Here is a 23,131-nt window from a genome sequence, read left to right on the forward strand (position 1 = left end):
TCTTTATAACTTCTCTGCAACCCGTAGTTTTGCACTGTGTGAGCGGTTGTTGTTTTCTAACTCGGAAGTCGAAGCAGTAATCGGTTTGCGATTTACCAAACGTAGCGTTGGTTTCATATCGTCTGGCACAAAGGGCATTCCTCTTGGAACTTCAACCTCTGAATACTTCTTAAAAATTTTTTTAACGATTTTATCTTCATGGGACTGAAAGGTAATCACGCTAATTCTGCCACCAGGTCTTAAAATTCTAATAGCTTCTTCAAGTGAAGCCTGTAAAACATCAAGTTCGTGATTAACAGCAACTCGTAAAGCTTGAAAACTTTTCTTAGCTGGATGTCCTCCAGTCCTTCGTGCATACGCGGGAATCGCCTCTTTAATGATGTCAACCAATTCAAAGGTTGTCACAATTGGCTTATCCTTACGTCTTTCTACGATCCTATGAGCGATCTGCCGAGAGAATTTTTCGTCTCCGTACTGATATAAGATATCTGCCAGCTCTTTTTGACTTAAAGTATTAACTAACTGATAAGCATCTGTATCTTGACTTTGATCCATTCTCATATCTAATCTTGCATTATAACGATACGAGAAGCCACGATCAGCTTGATCAAACTGAGGTGACGAAACACCTAAATCGTAATATATGCCATCTATTCCATCTGAGTAACCCAGCTTAACTAGATCCTGTTCCAAATTACTAAAGTTGTCATGTACTAATCTCAATCTAGGTTCACTATCTGGCTGCAATAAATCAGCGAAGTTCAACTCTGCCGATTTTATCGCATATTCATCTTGGTCAAAACCGACTAACGTACCAGTCTCAATTTTGCTTAACAAATACTTGGCATGCCCACCGCCGCCAAAAGTTGCATCTACATAAAGACCACCGTTTTTTGGTTTTAAATTATCTATAGTTTCGTGTAAGAGTACACTGGTGTGTTTGAATTTCATGGTTTTATAGTTCAATGTCGTCCAAATTTTCAGCAATGTCATCATAGTCTTCGTTAGCTTCTTCTTCAAAGCTATCCCAACGTTCCTTAGCCCAAATTTCAATTCGGTCAGAAACTCCTATAATGACACATTCTTTAATGAGTCCAGCATGAGCTTTTAATGTCGATGTAAAATTGACACGCCCCTGCTTATCAAACTCACTTTCCATCGCACCAGAGTAGAATAAACGCATAAACTTGCGCGTATTCCTCTTAGTCAACGGAAGTTTTGCTAATTTGGCTTCTATTTTTTGCCATTCTTTCATCGAATAGCCAAAAATACAGCCTTCCATTCCTCGAGTAAATACCATTTTATTTCCAATCTGATCGCGAAGTTTCGCTGGTATAATTAGGCGACCCTTGTTATCAAGATTGTGGTGATATTCACCCATGAACATGGTCTAGCCCCCTTCCACTAAATAATTTACCACAATTCACCACTCTCTACCACAAACTCTGGAAAAAAATACATATTTTTATGTTTATTTATCTTTTTATTTTATAAAACTGAAACTTGAAAGCACTAAAACTAGCCGGATCCATATTGGATCTGGCTTTTTCACTACTAATTTAGTTTTTAAGCTGTCCGCAGCAGCTGCTTTTGCATGAAAACCGGCAATAACTTAATAAAGTTGTCTAATATTTGTTCCACTGTGGCGGAGATCTCTGCTTTTACTTCTTTAAGAGCGGTAAGCAGGTAGACCAATGCCTCTTCAAAGGCTAAATCAGGCAGCGCTTCATTCATTAAATAGAATAAATCGCCTAAGGTTCGATCATCGATACTCTGTCTTTCTGGCCAAGCCAACAGATCATAAGTTAGAGCTGTCACGGCAATGTAGCCGCATTGCCCGTCATAGCTTTGAATCTGTGATTTGTTTAAGGCTAAGTATTGCTTAGCTGCTTTAAAATAAGTTTCGATCTTCCATCTGCGGCCATAGAGCTGAATGATTTCCTGTGGATGCAGCTTGTATTGCGTAGTTGCCAGTACTAAATATTTTCCTTTACTGCCGCGTTTTGGCGGCAGCCAAACGTTCATACAGGCCTTTGACATCATAAAGGCGGTCGCGGTAACGATAATAAACTTTCTTGGTCTGCTTAAGCATGCCTACGCTGTCTAACCCTAATTTTTTCAGCTGCCAGAACATTTTAGGTGAAGAGAACCAGCTGTCGAATAAGACGTATTCAGCCGGTATGCCCAGCGCGACAGCCTGCTTAAGCAGCTCCACCGTGACAACGTTCATTGGTCTTTGAGCCTGGGTTCTTCTACGACCGGCAATTGAGCGCTGATCAGTAGTAACAGGCTGATTGCCAATCATATTCTCTTTTTTCTTAGTTGGCATCAAAGCAAAATTAACCGGCAAGAAGGTATTGCCATCGCTCCAGCCAACAGTTAGACCACGATAGCCGGTTAAAAATTCATGCTTGTCATATGATCATAGACTTTAGCCAATAATTCTGTCTTTTTAGAACACGGTCTGGCCATCAGCGTATCATCAACGATCAAAGCTAATCTTCGACGCCGATCAATTGCTGGCTTCAAAACAGAAATCAGCTTGACAGCAGCCAAACAGACCAGCTTCTGCCAGTTGATGCGGCCATCATTGAGCACATTTCTGCCAGTTTTAGCAGCAAAATTCTTGGCGCGCTGACAGCGATAAAGCGACTTTCGCGCAAATCTAGCCTTGATCATCCAGGTAATAACCATTAACAGGCTAACCAGGGAATGTCGTTTGAAGTTTACCTTTTTACTCAAATCACCTAGACCAATTAACTTAGTAAATGAAGAAATTAAAGATTTAGTGTCCTTTTCTTGGTTAAATTGCGTTATACTTTTCATTGCGTAGGATCTCCTTTACTTTGGATTTGACACTTAAAGTATAATGCGGAGAAATCCTGCGTTTTTATTTTTACGCAAAAAAGACTAGAAACCATGCGGAAAGAGCGTGATTTCTAGCTTTCAAGTTTCAGTTATAAAATTTAAAAAAGCCTCAAAATATTATAATTTTGCGGCTTCTGCATATACAAATAATTTTTGCTTTATTAAGGAATTAGTAACTAAATTAATAAGCAAACATTAAAATTAATGAACAAAGATACCAAAAACAACTGCAGGCAGCTAAATAGTCCCACAACTTGCGAATTGTCTTGCCTAATGAAATATTTTTATTTTTAATTGCATCACTCAAAGACACAATAATAACTAAGATAAAGTAAAATAAAAATCCATATGGTAAAAAAGAAGGCATATTAGCATGAGCAGTAGCCAAGTTACATGCAACTAGCAGGAAAAATGGCAACACATCATAACCTCTAAATTGAGCTCGTGGGAAAATTTTATTAATTAAAAAAGCAGCTATCAATCCAATAACTGGTATTAAGAAAATAAAAAGCATAAGAAGATCCTCCATCCTTTTTATTCTAAACTACAATTCATTTGAAAAAAACTATTAATAAGCATAAAATATTGTTCAAGTAGGAGGGCTTTTTATGGCACGAAGAAAGAAAAAGAAATCTGGTTTTCAAAAATTGACAATCGTGATGGCTTGGTTAATGGCTGTCATTACATTAGCCGCAGTTGTTGCTGGTGCAGTCGGTGCAATGGCCGGAGCAGGAATGTTTTAAAAAAAGAGACGAGAAAAATTTTCTCGTCTCTTTTTATTTTTATACGCGATATGCATTTAAATCAATTAAGAATGGATAATCTTGTGCTAAATTGCCCCAAATCCAGTATAGACAAACAAAGAATCCGGCTGTCCAACCAAGATTTACCAATAGACTCATTAATAATCCATGAAGCGACGTGGTAGCAACGCTTACCATATTAAAGATTAGCCAACTATATGCTACAAAGACTGTGGTTCCCAATAGGACCACAATTAATCTTGCCCAAAAAATTTCTGGTAAAAAACGAGCAATCTTTTTGCAAATCCAGCAGCTAAATGGCAGGAAAACAGTATAAATACCTATAAAGCCATAAAAGTAAATGTCAGCAACTATACCTGTTCCTAATGCCAACCAAATTTCATTTTTATTGGTATCGTCGAAAAGTCCAATCAGCATCACGCTAATCGGCAAAATCAAACTAGCAGCACCAAAACTTCCATAATCCATAAATTGATGTAAATATAATGAACAAACGCCATCTACAACGATAGCAACAAAAAGTCCAATTGCTAAAACCCATTTACGAAAAACAGACATTAGTTAGCCACCTGTCTTTCAATCACTGTGACAACTGAAGGATCGCTAATATCACCAGCCGGCTTAATTCGAATTTGATCAGATAAACCAAATGAATCACGCGTTGTTTGGGTAACAGTACCAATTAAAAGGCCTTTAGGTGAATTGCCACCCATACCACTTGTATAAACTTTAGTACCAGCTTTTAACTTTCGTCCATCAACTACTTGAGTAAAGGCTAATTGATTATTAGCTGTAACAGTGATAATTCCGTGAACGGTTTTACCATTAGCTGCATCGGCTTGAACTGAAAAACGGTTAGCCGATTCATCTGTAGTAGTGATTAATTCAACCTTTGAAGAAGCTGCATCGGCTTCTACGATTCGTCCGATGACACCGCCACCACACATAACAGCCATATTTTTCTTAATGCCTGAAGAGCTACCTTTGTTAATCGTCAACAAGTCTGACCAAGTATCTGGTGCACGAGAAATAACGGAAGCATTGATTAAAGTATAGCCACTTAAAGTATCCTTTAGATTCAATCCAGCTTTTAATTGACGATTTTCCTTCTCTAAGCTGGCATTGCGGACCTTAGTTTGTCCCAAATTAGTAATTTGACGTTTTAGATGGTTATTTTCATCTTGTGCATTTAAAATCTCGTGTGCACTATTCAACCCACCAGAAATAAAGCCTACAGGTACATCGACAATTCGAGTTCCTAAAGCGACAATATCATTTCCTAGACTTTGAACAAGCAATGGAGCATTACGTTTATTACGTAAACTAACGCTCCCACCTAAAACGGTAAAAATGACAATAATTACAATAAATGTTGATGATAACTTTTTATTTTGTAGAAATTTTTTCATTAAGAATTGATCCTAAAGAAAAACCGACCATAGCCGGCTTTTGTATTATTTGCGACTTCTACGCATTACTTCAATATTCTTGAGTGATTCACCAGTACCAATTGCCACACAATCAAGTGGATCTTGAGCAATAAATACTGGAACCTTGGTTGCTTCAGAAATTACTTCTGGCAAGTTCTTAAGAAGTGCACCACCACCGGTCAAAACAATACCGTGATCGATAACATCGGCAGCAATTTCAGGAGAGGTTTGCTCCAAAGTTTCCTTAACTGCAACGATGATGTCTTGAACAGCATCTTGGATAGCCTTAGCAATATCTTCAGCGTTGATATCGATTGATTTTGGTAAACCAGTAACCAAATCACGACCACGAATATTCATGGCTTTAATTTCCTTAGCCTTTTCGATTGAAGCAGAACCTACTTGAATCTTAATATCTTCAGCAGTTCTTTCACCAATTAATAGGTTAAAGTTGGAGTGAATGTAATTAATAATTGCATTATTAAACTTATCCCCAGCTTGACGGATTGAAGTTGATGAAACAATACCACCTAATGAAATAGTAGCTACATCAGTAGTACCACCACCGATATCAACAACCATTGAACCAGTAGGATCCATAACTGGAAGGCCTGCACCAATAGCTGCAGCAAATGGTTCTTCAATTACAAAAGCTTCACGAGCACCAGCTACTCTAGCTGCATCAATTACAGCACGCTTTTCAACCTCAGTAACACCTGAAGGAACACAGATCATTACTGAAGGCTTGGAGTTACCAACAGTCTTTTCCATAAAGTACTTAAGCATAGCAGCAGTGGTATCGTAATCGGCAATAACCCCGTCCTTCATTGGACGAATAGCTACAATACTACCTGGGGTTCTACCAATCATTTCCTTAGCTTCTGAACCAACTGCGATTACTTCACCTGAATGTGTATTCTTTGCTACTACAGAAGGTTCTCTTAAAACGATACCTTTGCCTTCCATATAAACAAGTGTATTGGCTGTACCTAAGTCGATACCAATATTCTTTGTACCTAATCCAAACACAAAAATCTCTCCTTAATTGTTGCGGTCTCTAAATCTTGAATAATTATAGCATACTATAACTTTAAAGGTGATTTTCACGCAAATTTTAAAGAAGTTTAAAACAATTCTTTTTCGCGCATGCTCAAATATTGCCCTTGACCAACAATAAAATGATCTAAAAGATCAATTTTCATCATTTTTGCCGCCCGATATAGATCCTTAGTTAATTCAAAATCATTAGAAGACGGTATTAATTTGCCACTAGGGTGATTATGAGCAATAAAAATCCCTGAACAGTCATAGATTACGGCCCAGCGAAAAATTTCTCGCGGATGTGCGACTGATTTATTTAATGTGCCTTGAAAAATCTTCTTCTCGGCAACAATTCGATTTCCATTATCGACATACAGTGCCCATAGCTCTTCTTGCTTGTGACCTACTAATTTATCGGCTAAATATGTACCCACTTCAACGCTTGAAGCCAAAACCGGCTTTCGTTTAGATGATGCCATCCGCAGACGATCCATCACCTCTTCAGCTGTAATAGCCAAGCTGCTTGAACAATTTGGGCCCGTAATAAATTGAACTATGTCATCAAAGGAATTGAAATTTCTTTTTCCTAAGAAAGATTCCATCTCTTCGAATGTTTCAATTCCCTTATCTTTAAACTGCTCAAATAATTTAGCCAATAATTCGAGGTCTGTATTTACAAAGTAATGATTTGAGTTTATTTCTATCATAAAAATTCTCCCTTCATTACTTAATACGCAAAAAAGGGCTAAATTTTCTTTAGAAAATCAAAAAAGTTTTGACAAATCATTATTGCATTTTGCTTGTCTTGCTCAGTCGGAGCCATCAAATCTGGCACCATTATGCACTTTAGGCCTGCATTTTTTGCAGCTTGCACACCAGTTGATGAATCTTCAAAAACCAAAATATTTTCTTTTGGCAAATTCATCTTTTTAGTAGCTGCTAAATAAATATCTGGTGCGGGCTTGGCCTTAATATGTCCCTTTTGCACATCTAAATAGCTTAAATAAAAATCAAAATAATTTCTGATCCCCGTTGCCCACAAAAAGTGCTGAAGCACATCTTCGTAGTTGCTAGAAGCAATTGCCATTTGCAAACCTCGCTTTTTAAATTCATCCAACGCTTCTTGGACACCGGGACGCAATTTTAATTTTCCTTCATCGGTCCATTGCCAAACCAAATCATCGGTTCGCTTGATAAATCGGTCGCGATCAGCATCAGTTTTGAAATACTTATGATAAAAAGCTTGCATCTCTTTGACAGTTGCACCGGTTAATTTTAAATATGCATCCCTTGGCGTACCAAGCTTTTCTTCTTCTGCAGCTTGAATATTAGCCTGCCAATACAATTCTTCCGAATTAACCAATAAACCATCCATATCAAAGATAATGCCTTTAATATCATCTTTTATTCCTTTAACCTGCATTGCCTTTTCCTTTCCAACTTAAAATTGCACTTACTAAATAAAATGACCCGGTAACCAGCAAAATATCACTGGCGTCCATCTTCTCTTTTAATTTAGTAAAGCCTTGCCGATAATCTCCTTCATAATTATATCTTCTTTGGACATCAATTGGAAAATCATTTTCTTTAGCAACACGCGGATAATCCAAAGTCGTTAACAATACTTGATCATCCTTATTAAATAAACTAAAAACTTGCTCTAAGTCTTTATCTTTCATCATTGTCATTAAAGCATAAACATGACTATGCCTTTTTTTAGCTTCAGCATGCACGACTTCAAGCAAATTAGACATTGCTTGAATATTATGAGCTCCATCCAAAATAATTAATGGCTCTTTTTGCAAAATATGATAGCGTCCAGGAATCTGAGTCTGGTTAATTGCGTCTTCTATTTCTTGGTCATTCAAATTCAATTTAAGAAGCAAAAACGCCTTAACAGCTACAGCAATATCATAGCCCTCTACCTGAGGACGATAAGCAAAAGAAAGGCTCCGTTTAGCATCACTATATTTCAATCGTCCATTTTGCGTTTCAATTGTAAAATCATGCTTTAACTGCAAAAGTGGCGCATGCATTTTGTCTGCTTTTTTTACCAAAATAGACAAAACACTATCAGGAACATTCCCTAATACTACAGGACGATTTTGCTTGATAATGCCACTTTTTTCTTGAGTAATATCTTGAATAGTGGGACCGATAATCTTCTCATGATCTAAACCAATCGTAGTAATGATGCTTACCTCTGGAATAATCACGTTAGTTTTATCATGTTCGCCGCCAATCCCAACTTCAATCACTGCATAATCACATTGCTTTTGCTCAAAGTAAACAAAAGCCATGGCAACTTCATACTCAAATGTAACTAAAGAAAATTGTTCATCTTCCTGCTTAAGTTTTTCATAGGCAGCTTGAACTGTATTGGCTACATTAACCAAATCTTCATCACTTATATCCTGATTGTTCAATTGAATTCGCTCATTAAAACGATAGACATAAGGTGAGACAAAAAGGCCAGTCCTTTGACCAGCCTTTTTTAATAGATTTGCTAAGTAGTATGATGTTGAACCTTTACCGTTGGTCCCCGTAATGTGAATCGTTTTTACCTGATCCTGCGGATTACCTAATTGCTGGAGCAACTTTTTGATAAAAGATAAATCATTCTTAGGATGCAAATGAGGCAATGAATACAAGTAATGGATTACCTCTTCAGCATTGGTAAATTTCAATTATTTACTCTCTTTCAAATCTTGAATTCGTTCACGAACACCAGCCAATTGGCTTTCGTAATCTGCCTTCTTTTCCTTTTCCTTGTTTACAACATCTTCTGGAGCATGATCAACAAAGCCCTTGTTTGCAAGCTTCTTTTCGGCACGTTGAACTTCACCTTCAAGACGTTTTTCTTCTTTTTCCATCTTAGCTAATTCGTCATCAACGTTAACCAATTCAGTTAATGGAACAAAGATTTGTGCACCTGGGATAACAGCAGTCTTAGCCAATTTTGGAGCTTCAATTTCTGCAGCTACAGTCAATTCCTTTGGATGTAAGAAGTTTTCAACGTAGTCAGCATTTTCGTCCAAAACATGCTTGTTAGATTCATCATCTAATTGAATCATGATGTCAATTGGACTAGACATTGGTGCGTTAACCTCCATACGAATGTTACGTACAGCCTTAATAATTTCAATTAAGAAGGCCATGTCGCTGTCTGCTTGCTTGTTTTCAAATTCCTTATGAGTAGTTGGATATTCAGCTACCATAATTGACTTGCCTTCGTGAGGCATTGAAAGCCAAAGCTTTTCAGTAACAAATGGCATAATTGGGTGCATCAAACGTAAGATTTGATCAAGAATCCAAATTAAGTTTTCTTGCTTTCTTGCCTTTAATTCTTCGTCATCACCATTTAAAGCAACCTTAGAAATTTCAATGTACCAGTCACAGAAGTCATTCCAGATAAAGTTGTAAGCTTCACGACCTGCTTCACCAAATTGGTATTCATCAAATAAACGAGTTACTTCACTAACAGTGTGGTTCAAACGATCGAAGATCCATCTGTCTGACAAGTCAAACTTGCTTACGTCTGGCATGTGTGCAGGCTTAGCATCGGAAGGTAAGTTCATGATTACGAAACGACTTGCGTTCCAAATCTTGTTAATGAAGTTCCAAGCAGCTGATAACTTCTTTGGATCGTAACGAGTGTCTTGACCAGGAGCAGTACCGTTAAGAAGGAACCAACGAAGGGCGTCAGCACCGTACTTGTCAACTACATCCATTGGGTCAACACCATTACCAAGTGACTTACTCATCTTGCGTCCTTGTTCGTCACGCATTAAACCGTGCAAAACAACATCATTAAATGGACGCTTGCCAGTAAAGTGAAGACTTTGGAACATCATTCTTGATACCCAGAAGAAAATAATGTCGTAACCAGTAACTAAGGCATTAGTTGGGAAGTACCGCTTAAAGTCTTCTGAATTAGTATCAGGCCAGCCAAGAGTTGAGAATGGCCATAATGCACTTGAGAACCAAGTATCAAGTACGTCTGGATCTTGTTCCCAGTTTTCAATATCCTTAGGTGCTTCTTCACCTACGTAAGTTTCACCAGTCTTCTTGTTGTACCAAGCTGGAATACGGTGACCCCACCATAATTGACGTGAAATACACCAATCGTGAACATCTTCCATCCAGTGGTCCAAAGTTCCTTCGAAACGTTCTGGAACGAAGTTTACCTTACCGTCAGTCTTTTGATTTTCCAAAACCTTGTCAGCAAGTGGCTTCATCTTAACGAACCATTGCTTTGAAAGACGTGGTTCAACTTGAACGCCTGAACGTTCTGAGTGACCTACTGAGTGAACGATTGGTTCAACCTTAATTAAGTAGCCTTCTTCTTTAAGATCTTTAACTAAAGCTTCACGACAGTCAAAACGATCCATGCCAGCATACTTGCCACATTCTTCGTTCATAGTACCATCGTCATTCATAACATTGATTCTCTTCAAGTTGTGACGGTTACCTACTTGGAAGTCGTTAGGGTCATGAGCTGGAGTAATCTTAACTAAACCAGTACCGAATTCTGGATCCACGTGTTGGTCTTCAATAATTGGAATATGACGACCAACAAGTGGCAATACTAATTCCTTACCAACGATATCCTTGTATCTTTCATCCCCTGGTGCAACTGCAACTGCAGTATCACCAAACATAGTTTCAGGACGAGTAGTAGCAATTTCTACATAGCCTGAGCCATCAGCGAATGAATACTTAACATGGTAAAAGGCACCTTTATCGTCCTTGTGAATAACTTCGATATCACTCAAAGCAGTTTGAAGTGCTGGATCCCAGTTAATGATGTATTCACCACGGTAAATAAGACCTTCTTTGTAAAGTTGAACGAAGACCTTCTTAACTGCCTTTGAAAGACCTTTGTCTAAAGTAAATCTTTCTCTTGAGTAGTCAAGTGAAAGACCCATCTTAGCCCATTGGCCCTTGATGATTGAAGCATATTCGTCTTTCCAGTCCCAAACTTGCTTAACAAAAGCTTCACGTCCCATTTGGTGACGATCTTTGCCTTGCTTGCGTAATTTTGCTTCAACCTTAGCTTGGGTAGCGATACCAGCATGGTCCATACCTGGAAGGTAAAGAGTGTCGTAGCCTTGCATACGCTTGAAACGAATTAAAGTATCTTGAATTGCAGTATCCCATGCGTGACCTAAGTGTAATTTACCAGTTACGTTTGGTGGTGGGATAACAATTGAATACGGGTGAGCTTTCTTGTCACCAGATGGCTTGAATAAATCTTCATCAAGCCACGTTTGATATCTGCCTTTTTCAACCTCATTAGGGTTGTATTTAGGTGCTAAATCTGTCATTAAAATTCCTCCATAAAAAAAGTCCTAGACAATATTGTCTAGGACGATTTACTAACCGCGGTACCACCTATGGTTAAGTACAAAAATGTACTTCTCTTATAAGCGATAACGGCGCTGAAGTGTCCGGATTAACCTACTTAATTCAATTAATCAGCTAACCAAGCTACCAATCAACTTCTGGCCTCTCAGCTGTTTGGCTTTTCTCTGTAAATGAAGTCGATACCTCTTGATTCTTGCTTTGGTTACGATTATAGCATGAATTTATTTTAGAAAAAAGAGATAGACGAAGAATGTGCAGTATGCATTAATCATTCCATTTTTTCGCTAAATCAATTAATTTATCATAATTAAAACACCGACGACTAATAGGATACTGAGGGAATTTTTGTTTACGCAAATAGAGTTTATATGCCCTGCTTGCAATATTTTCTTCATTATTAATTACTTTAAGTTCTTTGTTCAAAAGATCAATATACTTTGATTTTTGTTGTTCTGTAGAAAACCTTCTAAAATTAGTAATATTCTGTGCCGTCACATTAAAGATAGCTGACTCAGGTGCAGGAAACATATAATTTAAATGAACAACTCCCGCAAAATGTTTTTTAATTCTTCCATCTCTTCCATGAACCGGTATAAATATTTTCCTAAAATCCGGCTTATTTTTCATTTTACGATGACGATCTTGTGGGTGACTTATTGCACCTACAAAGATAATCCCTGGTTCAATCTCAAATAATGGTCTAAAAAAGGGGTTGAAATGATTAACTCCATAATCACTATATGGAATTCTACTTTCATAAGATTTCAAATAATTGAGATATGTTTCGTCAATACTACACCAATTCATATATTCTCCATAAAAAAAGCTGGTTAATTGCACCAGCCAAGCAGTATAGTTGCAGGAATACAGTTTTGATAGGCTCTGTGACCTCTATATAAAAGGGTTTTGATAGGCTTCCCCTAACCTCTATATAAAACAGTTTTGATAGGCTCTGTGACCTCTATCCTGCACTATTATTATAACTTATACTTTCTAAAAGCACCACACTTAGACTATATTCGCAATTTAGCTTAATCTTATTTTCCTATGCTTAACATAAATTCCGTAACCGAATAATACAAACCAGCCTAAAATACTAATCAACAATAAAGCTTTAAACCAAATTGGCGTGATAACGTGATAAATTGTAAACTAGCTATATTTTTACCCTTTTTAGCTTTGACAATTGGTTGCGTAATAGTATTTTGCTTTAGCTTAGTTTGCAATTTACCATTCAAGGTCAAGCGTGATTGATGATACATTACAATCGGCAACATCTTCATCTTTGCCTTTTTGCTATTCCAAGTAAGAAATAGCTTGTTCCCTTTCACATGATAATGATAATGCTTAGTCTGATCTAAAATCTTCTTTTGATACGTAACTTTTGATGCATGTTTGGTATATGGTAAATAATCTGGTTCAGTATGGTTACCAGCCTTAAAAAGAGAATCATTATTGGTATAACGCAAAATATGCTGCAGCTTCTTGCGATGTTTCGTAATTTTACTGTATCTTTGAATAATCACAACATAATTTGGATCAAGAAATTCTAATGTTCTTTGCCGATTAATCGCATAATTAACTGATAAATTTTGACTAAAAGTTAAGACCAGGCCTACTATAATGAGCACATCAGTTAATTTGTCTTTTTTCTTCATTAAATTGGTCATCGAAATTCCTACTCCGAGCAAAATCAACGGTCAGGCACCAACTGCCAGACGATACGGAAATTGGAGGGAAGATTTTAAGCTAGGAAAATGTGCCTGAATCTGGGCCCAGGGCATTAAATTTGATGCAAGCAATAAAATCACTAGTGCAATGATTGTCACCATCGTATTAAGGACGGATTCGCGTAAATGAGTTAAAACATAAATCAATTGGAAAATAAGCAACAAGACCATTGAGATTAATAAAAAGCCATGAAGGTTAATGAATTTTTTATACTTAACTACGTGATAATACAGGTTATATTGATTAGGCAGAGAAATCTTATTGTGTGAGTATAAAACTAGCAGTCCTCCCCAAACATTGGCCGTTAAGACTAATGTCGTACCAAGCGCTTTGAAGAAATCTATTATCATTTGCTTTTTTGCTGAAGTTTTAACTAATGCATAGATGGCAAATGGCACAAAAGTGCATGCAATGTAAACCGTTGATAACAGGTGTACTTGCGCGATCAGCGACATAATTAAAGCTAAACTTAGCCAATGAATTGGCTTACGTTCATCGTTAATCATGTATAGTACCTGCATCATCGCATACGGCGCTAGTGCCGCATCCCACGCCATAAAATTAAAACGCAGAATGCCGGCTACCGGCTACGATGCCAAATTGCAAATAAATCAAGGCAAGCAAAATAGCAATAACTTCGTCAACATTAGCCTTCAACGCTAAACGATACATCCCAATTCCAGCGATTAACAGCACAGTGAAAACAGTTAAAATCTGAAAATTAAACCAATTATGTACTAAAAGCAGTAAAAAGCCACCGATGTAAGCTAAAAATGGCCCATAAACTGCATTAAAAATTCTCCCTGAGTGACTAAAAGCAAAATTAGTTTGAAAATATGAAAAATTTCCGGTCTTAATTTGCATACTAGTATCATAAAAACGCTGAAAATGAATCAATGCATCGCTAGTCAAAAGAACCGCATGATTCAAAATTTGAAACCTAATCATTAAATAAATTTCAAGTAAAATGACCACATACGGATAAATGGCTAAGCCAATCTTATTCCAATCTATCTTTTTTATATTAGTTCCCACTTTTTATTTCCTTTTCCTATCTGCTACTTTTTCTCTTTAACAATATAAATTGGTCGATTTTTCACTTGCAAATAAATCCTGCCTACATAACGACCGATAATTCCAAGGCATAGCAGTTGGATTCCACCAATTAATAGAATAATGGAAACTAGGCTTGCCCAGCCAAAGATACTTGAACTAGGAGTAATAATTTTTCTAACAATCACGAAAATGAGTCCAGCAATTGATAGGATAAAGGAAATTATGCCAATCCAAACAGATAAATCTAAGGAAGCCTGCGAAAAATCTGCGATTCCGCTTAAAGCATACTTAAATAATTTTTTAGTTGTCCAGTCCGTTTTACCAGCAACACGCTCTACATTATGGTATTCCAAATACTTTGTTTTAAAGCCAACCCAAGAAAAAATTCCTTTAGAAAAGCGGCTGTATTCTGGCATTGATAAAACAGCATTAACCATTTGACGCGTCATCATGCGATAATCTCGAGCACCTGGAACAATTTCAGTTTTAGAAATTTTATTAATAACTTTATAAAACTGATCACTCAAAAATGACTTAAATTTACTTTCACCCGTACGATCGACTCTGCGGCATCCCACAGCATCATACTTGCCAGTTTGAAGAAGACGATACATCTTAGGCAAAAACTCGGGTGGATCCTGTAAATCCACATCCATTAAAACGATATAATCTCCTGTAGCTGCCTTAAGTCCAGCATAAATCGCGGATTCCTTACCAAAATTTCTTGAGAAAGAAATATAATGCACTGCAGAATTTTCTTGGTGCAATTTTTTCATTTCTTGTAAAGTATTGTCTTTAGAGCCATCATCTACTAACCAATATTCAGCTTTAACTGGCATCTTTTGCAATACTTTCTGCGTCGCGGCATAAAAAAGCGGAACAGTTTCCTGTTCGTTGAAACATGGTACAACAATTGACAAATTCTTCATTTATTATTCCTGACTTTTTTAAAAGTAATTATCTTATTGATAATAAATTGAATCAAAGTTGCGACAAAGGTAGCTACAATTTTTACAATCAAGTGCGGATATCCCAATTGATTAACAAAAATAAATAGCGACAGTGTCGTAAAGACAGTGGTGATTTGTCCAACAAGAAAATATGAAATAAAGCGAACTATCAAATGATCATGAACCTTAAAATTAGTGTATGAATTCCAAAAGAAGTTATTGATTATTCCGCAAGTTGACGAAATGATATTGGCGATTTCAATATTAACCTTAAAATAGGTCAGAATCGTATAGATGCCAAAATCAACGACTAAGCCTAAGATACCAATTAGCACATATTTTACTAGTTGAACAAAACTCTCTGAATTAATTATTTCTCTTATCTTAACCATAATTATTTAACTATTAGTTCTGCAGTATACTACCTTCCTTATTATTAAATATATTGAAAACAAGCATAGGCTTTATTAAAGCTTGTTACAATAGGCTTTATTAAAGCTTGTTACAACAACCTTCATGAACAATAGATAATTGTGAATAAAATGTTAGGCTTTGCTATTTACTTAATCCATTGATTACCGCCTAAATTGTAGACGCGCTTGCCGTGATATTTAGCTACCGCAAAATAATTCCAATGACTGTGTGCACGCAAGGTTTTACCAGCTGACTTCTTAAAAGAAAGATCCGTCCAAACCGGCGTTGCTTGATCAACCTTAACCAAGCCGACTTGGGCACGAAGAGCCAAAGAATCATGGTGAGCCAGATTCTGCTCGTTGAGCCACATGTTAGGCTGAACATGATACCAAAGTCGATTATTTACCAATTTAACCTGATCGGCTTTTACTTGATGACCATTATTTAACTTAAGATTGGCGGCAAGATTTTCAGTAGGAAAAGTTACTGGTTGATAATAAATGCGAAAATGATTATTTTCTTGCAAAATTTTTGCCAAACGAACTGGGAAATCAGTCAATAAGCCGGTAACACCCTTATCAGGATTTAAAAACTTGTGCATCTGCTTATTGCTGTTCACACCCCAGAGCATGTACTTTTTGTTTTTATCATGTAAATAGTTGGCCGCATCTGCAGTATAAAAGCTAGCGGCAAAATCTTGACTGTGACCTGTTGCCTTGTAAGAGCCAGCAAGCTGCGTGCGCGGAATTTTGGGTACAAGACGAGCAAGCTTCTTGAGTGCAGCACTAGAAAATGATTCAAATAAAATCCGTTTTTGTAAATGATACTTATTAATTAACTCAACTATTCTTTTAGCATCTTCGCCATTGCCTTTTGGCTCTAACATAAACTTCACTTGCGGATTGTTTTGATAACGTTGAAAAACTTCTTCGAGTGAATGAATGCTTTCGCCGCTTTGATTACGATAATTAGTTAGCTTTTTAAAATTGTTCTTCTCAATTGCTTCATCCACGCCAAAAACGCGACTCAGATTATCATCGTGACTGACAACTAAAACATGGTCGCTGCTTTCTTGCAAATCTAGTTCTAAATAATCAACTTGTGCGCAAACAGCACGGTCATACGCTGCAAAGCTGTGTTCAGCGTATTTTCCCTGCTCGTTATCACCGCGGTGAGCGATGTTCATGAACCCACAAGTAAATGGAAACATCGCTAGAAAAATTATTGTGATGAGCTTTTTCATTCGTCTATCCCTTCTGCGTTTTATATTCTTTATTCTAGTATTAATAGTTGAAGTACGCCATACTATATATTACGAGGAGGGCCAGTCATGAAGATTATCACACTAACCGATTTACGAAAAGATTTATTCAAGATTATAATGGCTAAAAAAGAATATCATCATTAAGGGAATTAGAATATCTAGAAAAAACTGGTACTTTAAATACTATAATGAAACGGATTAATAATTCCACGGATGATGACTTCGTTGAATTATAACAATCCCAAATAAAAAGCGAGATGTATCATTCAATACATTCTCGCTCTTTTAGTTTTGATATATTACGCGTGGTGCTAGTTAAATCGTTCTAGACAATATGCCATATTATAAGCTAACACTGCAACCTCTAGGCGTTCTTGAAAACCCGCTAGACTTCTAGCGCGATTATTTTCGGCATTGTAATAACTAAGCAAAGCAAAGTCACTCTCAATTGTCCGTCTGACCGCCATTAGTTGATGATTGTTATGTTTTTTAGCACCTTGCATATTTTTACGATACGGTGTCCAAAGCACATAGCCCATGTGTTTTAGTTTAGCGGCTAAATCCTTACCTAAATAACCTTCATCGCCTAAAAGATAATGATTAGTAGGATGGGTATTATTCATCAATTCTACTGTTTCTTTAGCATCATGCACCGATGCTTTAGTGACTGCGTAATCAAGCAGATAGCCATCATCGCTCACTATTGCGTGAACCTTGAACCCATAATAGTAGACTTTTTTAGTCGCCTTATAACCAATATCGGCAATATCATGAAAGATTTTGACGCGATAATTACGAACAGGTTGGCAGACCGAAACTGGGAAACTATCAATAATCAGAATTTTACCTGAAAGATCCACTTCTTGGTTCAAAGTATGACGAATCAGATAGATTAAAAGCAAAAGTTGACGAGCTCGGCGATTAAATCGGGAATGGGATAATCCTACAAAGAACCTGCAAAATCTTCTTTGTGATTCAATCCCTAATTCCGCTTGCCAGATAAGCATAGCTAAGATGGAACTATCAGATAGCTTGATCTGATCTGTATTTCTGCGATGCTTAAGGGAGTTCGGAGCATACAGCTTATACCAAGAACGACAAATATTGTTTAAACGAGTAAAACTAACTTGTAAATGATGAGAAAAACGCTTAAGCTTAAGACAGTTCAATCTAGTCAGACTCTTTTCTATTATTACTATTTACAAGTCGAGTCTAACAAGATTGGACTTTTTATTTAACTAAAACGATTTAACTAGCACCACGCATATTTTTAATATATAAACAGTTGAGATAAAAGTCTCAAAATCTTCCAAAACGACTATTTTTATTAAAAAATAACAAATAAATCGCATCCCTCAAGCTAAAAAATAGCTCAAAAGATGCGATTTATTTATTAATCAATTTCGATATCATCAATTATTGACGCATAACCACAGTCTTGAATAATTGATTTTAAAGATCTGGCTTTCTGTTCATCACCACTAAAAACAGCTTGATAGAACTTACCTATCAACTTTTCCAAGCCAATTGCAGGATCTACCGGCAATTCTTGCAAAAACTTAAATGTACTTTCCGCATAACTTTTATCAGCATGTTGATGATAGCAACAATTCAAATAATTTATCGTAATAAAAGCCATAAACTGCAAAGTAAAGGTATCGGTAGCTGGATGTTTACGATATGCAACATAAGCGGCCTCTACGAACTGCTTTGAATCATTAACATCCAAGAAAATTACTACCTGACTCAAAAAATGATAAGATGTCCGATCCCAACTTTCATTCAAAAACAACTTCTTTATTTTTTCTTCATTTCAGGAGAAATTTTATCATTTGAACGTAAGGCCCAAGCATAAGCTAACTCAAGTTTGAATTTGAGCCATTGCGGAACTTGTACCCCACCATCTTCAATTTTCTGTTTGATTTTATCTAACGCCTTTATATCTCTTCTATTTTGAGCAAAAGTAATCTCACTAGTTAACTCAAAAAATGGTCCAGTAGATGACTGATTATTAATTTGTGCAAAAAAGCCAGTAACATCAAAATGATGAACCAACAAAATTCAATTAAAGTTTCAGCATCAATCGCATGGACACCGCGTTCAACTTTAGAATAAAAAGATTCACTTACAATTCCCGCTGCCATTTCTGTCTGACTTATTCCTGCATGCAAACGCACACTTTTTAGTGCCTCACCGATTGTCATCTCTTTATTCCGTCCTATTTAATCTTGCTTACATCATCTAAACTCAATTCAATATAATTACCGCGCTTTAAATATTTCGGCAACTTCAATTTACCCATTGAAATTCGTTCAAGTTCAACTACTTTCATCCCTACCGCACCAAACATGCGCTTAATTTGATGATATTTTCCTTCACGAATTTTAATCTCAATTTCAGAGCTATCATGCTCTTCATCTTGGGCAAGAATCTTCAACTCTGCTGGCTTAAGTTTAGTTCCATCACCTAAAGTCATGCCACTGGCAAAGGTCTTCACCGTTTCGTCATCAGCCACACCCGCAATTTTTGCACGATAAATTTTATCAACGTGCTTATTAGGTGCAAGCAATTCATGATTTAGTTGACCATCATTAGTAAGTAACAGCAAGCCGGTTGTATCTTTATCCAATCGTCCTACCGGCGTAATTCCTTGATATTGATCCTGCGGCTTGAGCAATGAGATTACCGTTCTTTGACTACGGTCTTCAGTCGCTGAAAGTACGCCCTTGGGCTTGTTCATCAAGAAGTAATGATATTTTTGATAATTGACCTCTTGGCCATCTACCAATACTTCATCGGATTCCTTAACCTGCTGTTTTGGTGTTTTTACCACATCACCATTTACAGTGACAATGCCTTTTTTAATTAAAACGTGCACTTCTTTTCTGGAGCCGACATTCATATTAGCTAAATATTTATCAATGCGCATGAGAACTATCCTTTTTAGTAACCGGTACATTTTGCAAACAAAAAGTAAAATTATCTTCCTCCAATAAGCGGGTATAGAAATCTACTTTCTCAGTATCATTGTCAAATAAAGCCTTATAAAGTCTGATTATTACTCTATGTTGATAAAAGCTTGCTTCATATGGAATATTTTTATCAAAAAAAGCAAATATTTCTGCGCATAATTCCTTATTAAAGTTGTGTATATACGCATACATTAAGAAATCGATTGTTAAATCAGCAATGCCAACTATATTTGTATAACTTAAGGTATTTTCTGAGTTTTTTTCATAGCTTTGATAAGCAGTATGAGAAAAATTGAGTACTTGTTCTAGAGTTAAGGCAATAAAAGCCATCCCTAAATATTCATAGTTAATAAATCCCCAATTATCTCCTTTATATAAATGCTTAATCTTCTTTTTAACCAGTTCTGATATATCATCGGTTGAATGAGTTATCCACGTAGTCATTAACTCCAATACATAAGAGATCCAAATATAATACGGTTTACCTTGTTCTTCAGCTTGATCAATCTCTTTTTTTAGTTGACCTAATTTCTCTAGATCTCTTTTATTAGCACTACGTACTATTTTTTTCACCATAAAGCCAGTATCCAATATACTCTTTTTATGCGGTGATTCCTGCATTGAACCATCCAGCGTTCTGGAGAAGAATTGAACTGGATTAATATGATTTGCTTTCAAAACCTCAACCAAGGTATCGGCATCAATATTATGGACACCTAGTTCAACTTTGGAATAAAACGATTCTGAAATAGCTCCTGCCGCCATTTCAGTTTGAGTAAGTCCAGCTGCTAATCTAGTTTCTCTTAGTAATTTTCCGATCTTCACTGTTTTTACCTTTTTCTACAAAAAATGCCAACAGATCATTCTGTCGGCATAACTTTTTACAACAAATCTTGATCTTCTTCGATCTTATCGTTGATAAATTTTTCATTTGGATAAATTGGCATTACTTCAATTCCATCCATCGCTCTTTGAATCAAGCCTTCAACATCAAGACGAGCTTCGTATTCACGGGCCTTATCAAGCTTTGGCTTAGTCTTAGGACGTGGTGGAGCAAAGATAGTACAACAATCTTCAAATGGTTGAATTGAAAGATCAAAAGTACCAATATCTTCTGCCAATTTAATAATTTCAGTCTTATCCATTGTAGCAACTGGACGAATAACTGGTGTAGTTGTCACATCATTAATAGCAACCATTGATTGCAAAGTCTGTGAAGCAACTTGACCAACAGATTCACCGTTAAAGATTGCAAGACCACCGCGCTTAGCACGAATACGGTCTGCAAGTTGCAACATGAAGCGACGTTGTACAGTCATCAAGTAACCTTCTGGCAATTTTTCCTTGATAGTTTCCTGAATTTCAGCAAATGGCACAGCGATAAAGTTAATCTTACCTGCATAGTTTGCCAAAATACCAGTTAATTCCTTAGCCTTAGCTAAAGCTTTTTCAGTAGTGTAAGGTGGACTGAAAAAGTGCACCATGTCAATATCAACCCCACGCTTCATTGCAAGGTATGAAGCAACTGGTGAATCAATACCACCACTAAGCATCATCACAGCCTTGCCAGCAGTACCAACGGGCATCCCGCCAATACCATGAAGCAATTGGTTAGAAATATAAACAGCATCTTGACGCACTTCGATTCTAAGTACTAAATCAGGGTGCTTCATTTCAGCCTTCAAGTGGTCGATATGATCGAATAAATAATCACCAACCAAATTGTTAAGTTGGTTAGTATCATATTCAAACTTGTGATCACTGCGCTTAGTATTAACCTTAAAAGTCATGCCAGGCTTAAAAGTTTCCTGCATTAATTCTAAAGAAGTCTTTTCAATATCTTCCAAAGTCTTAGGAATTTTGATAGCTGGTGAGTAGGTTTGAATACCAAATACTTTCTTAAGGCGCTTATCTACTTCCGCAAAAGGTGCGCCATTTAAAACAATATGCATCCGGTCGTGACGAGGGTGAAAGTCAATTTGAGGGAAATCTTTTAAGACCTTTTCAACGTTGCTAGCTAAGCGATTGATAAAGTCCTTTCTATTCTTTCCCTTAGTTGATAGTTCCCCGTAACGGACCATAACTTCTGTATATTCCATTAATTATCTCCCAAGTGATTAATTTTAGCAAAATGATTATAAATCTTATCAAAGACCTTGATAAATTCATCTGCTTCTTCAAGCGTATTTGTTTCGTCAAAACTTAAACGAATTGCGCTAGTAGCAATCTTATCATCAATTCGCATAGAAACCAAGGTGCTGGCTTCATCTGCAGTCTTTGATGCACAAGCAGAAGTAGTTGAAGTATAAATATCTTGATCTTCCAAAGTATGGACTAAGGTTTCACCACGAATTCCTTCTAATGCAAAGCAAAGAATATGTGGTGCAAAACCGTCACTTACTGGTGAAAAGATATCAATTCCTGGCTTACCTTTCAAATAGTCAACGATTTTTGCCTTAATTGCTGCTTCGCGGTTTGCTTTTTCAGGTTCATTTTCTAACAAAAGGCGGATAGCCTTAGCCATACCTGCAATAGCTGGCAAGTTTTCAGTACCTGAACGAAGACCCTTTTCTTGACCACCCCCATCATGAAGTGGAGTAAGCATCTTGCCTTCCTTTTTATAAAGAATACCAATACCACGTGGTGCATGGAATTTATGTGCTGATAAGCTTGATAAATCAACTCGTGGCGTAAATACCTTATCCCAAATATTCTTACCTAATGCTTGAACATTATCAACGTGAAATTGAATAGTAGGATAGTTATCAAGCAAATCACTAATTTCATCAATTGGCTGAATCGTACCGATTTCATTATTAACGCCCATGATTGAAACCAAGGTAGTATCAGAATCAATGGCATTTCTTAAATCATTGACGTTGACTCTGCCTTCCTTATCAACTGGCAAACGGGTAACGCGCCAGCCCAAGTTTTCCAAGGTATTAAAACTATTAGCTACAGAAGCATGTTCTACGCTTGATGTAATAATATGCCTACCAAATTCGCGTTTTTGAATTGCAGTTCCTTTAATTGCGGCATTATTTGATTCCGTACCACCTGAGGTAAAAAAAATTTCATGCTGCTTGGTTCCAAGCAAGTCTGCAATTTGTTTGCGTGAAGCTTCAAGCATTTGATGAGCACGATCACCCATCTTATGCAAACTTGAAGGATTTCCCCAAATATTAGTTGCTACCTTATTGTAGGTATCTAAAACTTGAGGATCTATTTTTGTTGTTGCACTATTATCAAAATAAATCACGTTTAAAACTCCCCT

At 36.7% G+C, this 23,131-nt stretch carries 26 protein-coding genes and 1 pseudogene; 1 reads left to right on the forward strand and 26 read right to left on the reverse strand.

The genetic code is table 11. The features are described 5' to 3' along the window. Positions 1-3: 3 nt before the first annotated feature. The 4 genes and pseudogenes from rsmH to AADV52_RS04585 form a co-directional block, all read right to left on the reverse strand. Positions 4-951: a 16S rRNA (cytosine(1402)-N(4))-methyltransferase RsmH gene (gene rsmH, locus AADV52_RS04570; protein ID WP_014919037.1), complete on the reverse strand. Its 948-nt coding sequence runs from the start codon at positions 949-951 to the stop codon at positions 4-6. Between the two features lie 4 nt (positions 952-955). Beyond that, complete coding sequence (gene mraZ, locus AADV52_RS04575) at positions 956-1,387, reverse strand: division/cell wall cluster transcriptional repressor MraZ (RefSeq protein ID WP_014919038.1); 432 nt, start codon at positions 1,385-1,387, stop codon at positions 956-958. A 179-nt stretch (positions 1,388-1,566) separates the two neighbouring features. After that, a pseudogene (locus AADV52_RS04580) lies at positions 1,567-2,826 on the reverse strand (transposase). A 223-nt stretch (positions 2,827-3,049) separates the two neighbouring features. Further along, on the reverse strand, positions 3,050-3,382 hold the full coding sequence (locus AADV52_RS04585) for a DUF3397 domain-containing protein (RefSeq protein ID WP_014919042.1): 333 nt from the start codon (positions 3,380-3,382) through the stop codon (positions 3,050-3,052). 94 nt (positions 3,383-3,476) lie between these two features. Between AADV52_RS04585 and AADV52_RS04590 the strand changes: the two genes are divergently transcribed. Then, positions 3,477-3,611: a DUF4044 domain-containing protein gene (locus AADV52_RS04590; RefSeq protein ID WP_003627675.1), complete on the forward strand. Its 135-nt coding sequence runs from the start codon at positions 3,477-3,479 to the stop codon at positions 3,609-3,611. A gap of 39 nt (positions 3,612-3,650) precedes the next feature. On the opposite strand, the gene mreD is transcribed toward AADV52_RS04590, so the two are convergent. The 22 genes from mreD to AADV52_RS04700 form a co-directional block, all read right to left on the reverse strand. Continuing rightward, positions 3,651-4,190, reverse strand: a complete 540-nt coding sequence (gene mreD / locus AADV52_RS04595; protein WP_014919043.1) for a rod shape-determining protein MreD — start codon at positions 4,188-4,190, stop codon at positions 3,651-3,653. Continuing rightward, positions 4,190-5,041, reverse strand: a complete 852-nt coding sequence (gene mreC / locus AADV52_RS04600) for a rod shape-determining protein MreC (RefSeq protein ID WP_014919044.1) — start codon at positions 5,039-5,041, stop codon at positions 4,190-4,192. Before mreC ends, mreD begins: the two co-directional genes overlap by 1 nt. A 45-nt stretch (positions 5,042-5,086) precedes the next feature. Further along, positions 5,087-6,091, reverse strand: a complete 1,005-nt coding sequence (locus tag AADV52_RS04605; RefSeq protein ID WP_014919045.1) for a rod shape-determining protein — start codon at positions 6,089-6,091, stop codon at positions 5,087-5,089. Positions 6,092-6,186: 95 nt separating this feature from the next. Continuing rightward, positions 6,187-6,810, reverse strand: a complete 624-nt coding sequence (locus tag AADV52_RS04610; RefSeq protein WP_003627679.1) for a JAB domain-containing protein — start codon at positions 6,808-6,810, stop codon at positions 6,187-6,189. A 38-nt stretch (positions 6,811-6,848) separates the two neighbouring features. Beyond that, positions 6,849-7,526, reverse strand: coding sequence for an HAD family hydrolase (locus tag AADV52_RS04615; RefSeq protein WP_003627680.1), 678 nt, complete (start codon positions 7,524-7,526; stop codon positions 6,849-6,851). Then, the gene (locus AADV52_RS04620) at positions 7,516-8,790 is read right to left on the reverse strand and encodes a bifunctional folylpolyglutamate synthase/dihydrofolate synthase (protein WP_014919046.1); all 1,275 of its coding nucleotides are present in this window, start codon (positions 8,788-8,790) and stop codon (positions 7,516-7,518) included. The genes AADV52_RS04615 and AADV52_RS04620 overlap by 11 nt, the downstream gene beginning before the upstream one ends. Then, positions 8,791-11,430, reverse strand: a complete 2,640-nt coding sequence (locus AADV52_RS04625; protein ID WP_014919047.1) for a valine--tRNA ligase — start codon at positions 11,428-11,430, stop codon at positions 8,791-8,793. 304 nt (positions 11,431-11,734) lie between these two features. Then, the gene (locus AADV52_RS04630; protein WP_107775333.1) at positions 11,735-12,277 is read right to left on the reverse strand and encodes a type III toxin-antitoxin system ToxN/AbiQ family toxin; all 543 of its coding nucleotides are present in this window, start codon (positions 12,275-12,277) and stop codon (positions 11,735-11,737) included. 293 nt (positions 12,278-12,570) lie between these two features. Beyond that, entirely contained in the window at positions 12,571-13,140 is a 570-nt protein-coding gene (locus tag AADV52_RS04635; RefSeq protein WP_041808765.1) for a hypothetical protein, read from the reverse strand. A 30-nt stretch (positions 13,141-13,170) separates the two neighbouring features. Then, on the reverse strand, positions 13,171-13,707 hold the full coding sequence (locus tag AADV52_RS04640) for a hypothetical protein (protein ID WP_041808767.1): 537 nt from the start codon (positions 13,705-13,707) through the stop codon (positions 13,171-13,173). Between the two features lie 55 nt (positions 13,708-13,762). After that, complete coding sequence (locus AADV52_RS04645; protein WP_107775332.1) at positions 13,763-14,236, reverse strand: hypothetical protein; 474 nt, start codon at positions 14,234-14,236, stop codon at positions 13,763-13,765. Between the two features lie 23 nt (positions 14,237-14,259). Then, positions 14,260-15,186 carry a glycosyltransferase family 2 protein gene (locus tag AADV52_RS04650; protein WP_014919049.1) on the reverse strand — a complete coding sequence of 309 codons (927 nt, stop codon included), beginning with the start codon at positions 15,184-15,186 and terminating at the stop codon, positions 14,260-14,262. Beyond that, on the reverse strand, positions 15,183-15,599 hold the full coding sequence (locus AADV52_RS04655) for a GtrA family protein (RefSeq protein ID WP_014919050.1): 417 nt from the start codon (positions 15,597-15,599) through the stop codon (positions 15,183-15,185). Before AADV52_RS04655 ends, AADV52_RS04650 begins: the two co-directional genes overlap by 4 nt. 167 nt (positions 15,600-15,766) lie before the next feature. Continuing rightward, complete coding sequence (locus AADV52_RS04660) at positions 15,767-16,864, reverse strand: glycerophosphodiester phosphodiesterase (RefSeq protein WP_014919051.1); 1,098 nt, start codon at positions 16,862-16,864, stop codon at positions 15,767-15,769. A 332-nt stretch (positions 16,865-17,196) separates the two neighbouring features. After that, positions 17,197-18,054: an IS982-like element ISLhe7 family transposase gene (locus AADV52_RS04665; protein ID WP_107775415.1), complete on the reverse strand. Its 858-nt coding sequence runs from the start codon at positions 18,052-18,054 to the stop codon at positions 17,197-17,199. Between the two features lie 224 nt (positions 18,055-18,278). Beyond that, complete coding sequence (locus AADV52_RS04670) at positions 18,279-18,671, reverse strand: hypothetical protein (protein WP_227028427.1); 393 nt, start codon at positions 18,669-18,671, stop codon at positions 18,279-18,281. An 11-nt stretch (positions 18,672-18,682) separates the two neighbouring features. After that, the gene (locus AADV52_RS04675; protein WP_041809051.1) at positions 18,683-18,943 is read right to left on the reverse strand and encodes a hypothetical protein; all 261 of its coding nucleotides are present in this window, start codon (positions 18,941-18,943) and stop codon (positions 18,683-18,685) included. Further along, a complete protein-coding gene (locus tag AADV52_RS04680; RefSeq protein ID WP_227028428.1) occupies positions 18,862-19,089 on the reverse strand; it encodes a helix-turn-helix domain-containing protein in 228 nt (75 codons plus the stop codon). The genes AADV52_RS04675 and AADV52_RS04680 overlap by 82 nt, the downstream gene beginning before the upstream one ends. Positions 19,090-19,103: 14 nt before the next feature. Continuing rightward, positions 19,104-19,814: a pseudouridine synthase gene (locus tag AADV52_RS04685; protein WP_014919055.1), complete on the reverse strand. Its 711-nt coding sequence runs from the start codon at positions 19,812-19,814 to the stop codon at positions 19,104-19,106. Beyond that, positions 19,804-20,682 (reverse strand): helix-turn-helix domain-containing protein, encoded by an 879-nt coding sequence (locus AADV52_RS04690; RefSeq protein WP_107775317.1) that lies wholly within the window; start codon positions 20,680-20,682, stop codon positions 19,804-19,806. Before AADV52_RS04690 ends, AADV52_RS04685 begins: the two co-directional genes overlap by 11 nt. A 56-nt stretch (positions 20,683-20,738) precedes the next feature. After that, positions 20,739-21,956, reverse strand: coding sequence for a tRNA uracil 4-sulfurtransferase ThiI (gene thiI, locus AADV52_RS04695; RefSeq protein WP_014919056.1), 1,218 nt, complete (start codon positions 21,954-21,956; stop codon positions 20,739-20,741). Then, positions 21,956-23,116, reverse strand: coding sequence for a cysteine desulfurase family protein (locus AADV52_RS04700; RefSeq protein WP_014919057.1), 1,161 nt, complete (start codon positions 23,114-23,116; stop codon positions 21,956-21,958). The genes thiI and AADV52_RS04700 overlap by 1 nt, the downstream gene beginning before the upstream one ends. Positions 23,117-23,131 lie beyond the last annotated feature (15 nt).

It is taken from the genome of Lactobacillus helveticus (assembly GCF_046109915.1).
GTDB lineage: Bacteria > Bacillota > Bacilli > Lactobacillales > Lactobacillaceae > Lactobacillus > Lactobacillus helveticus.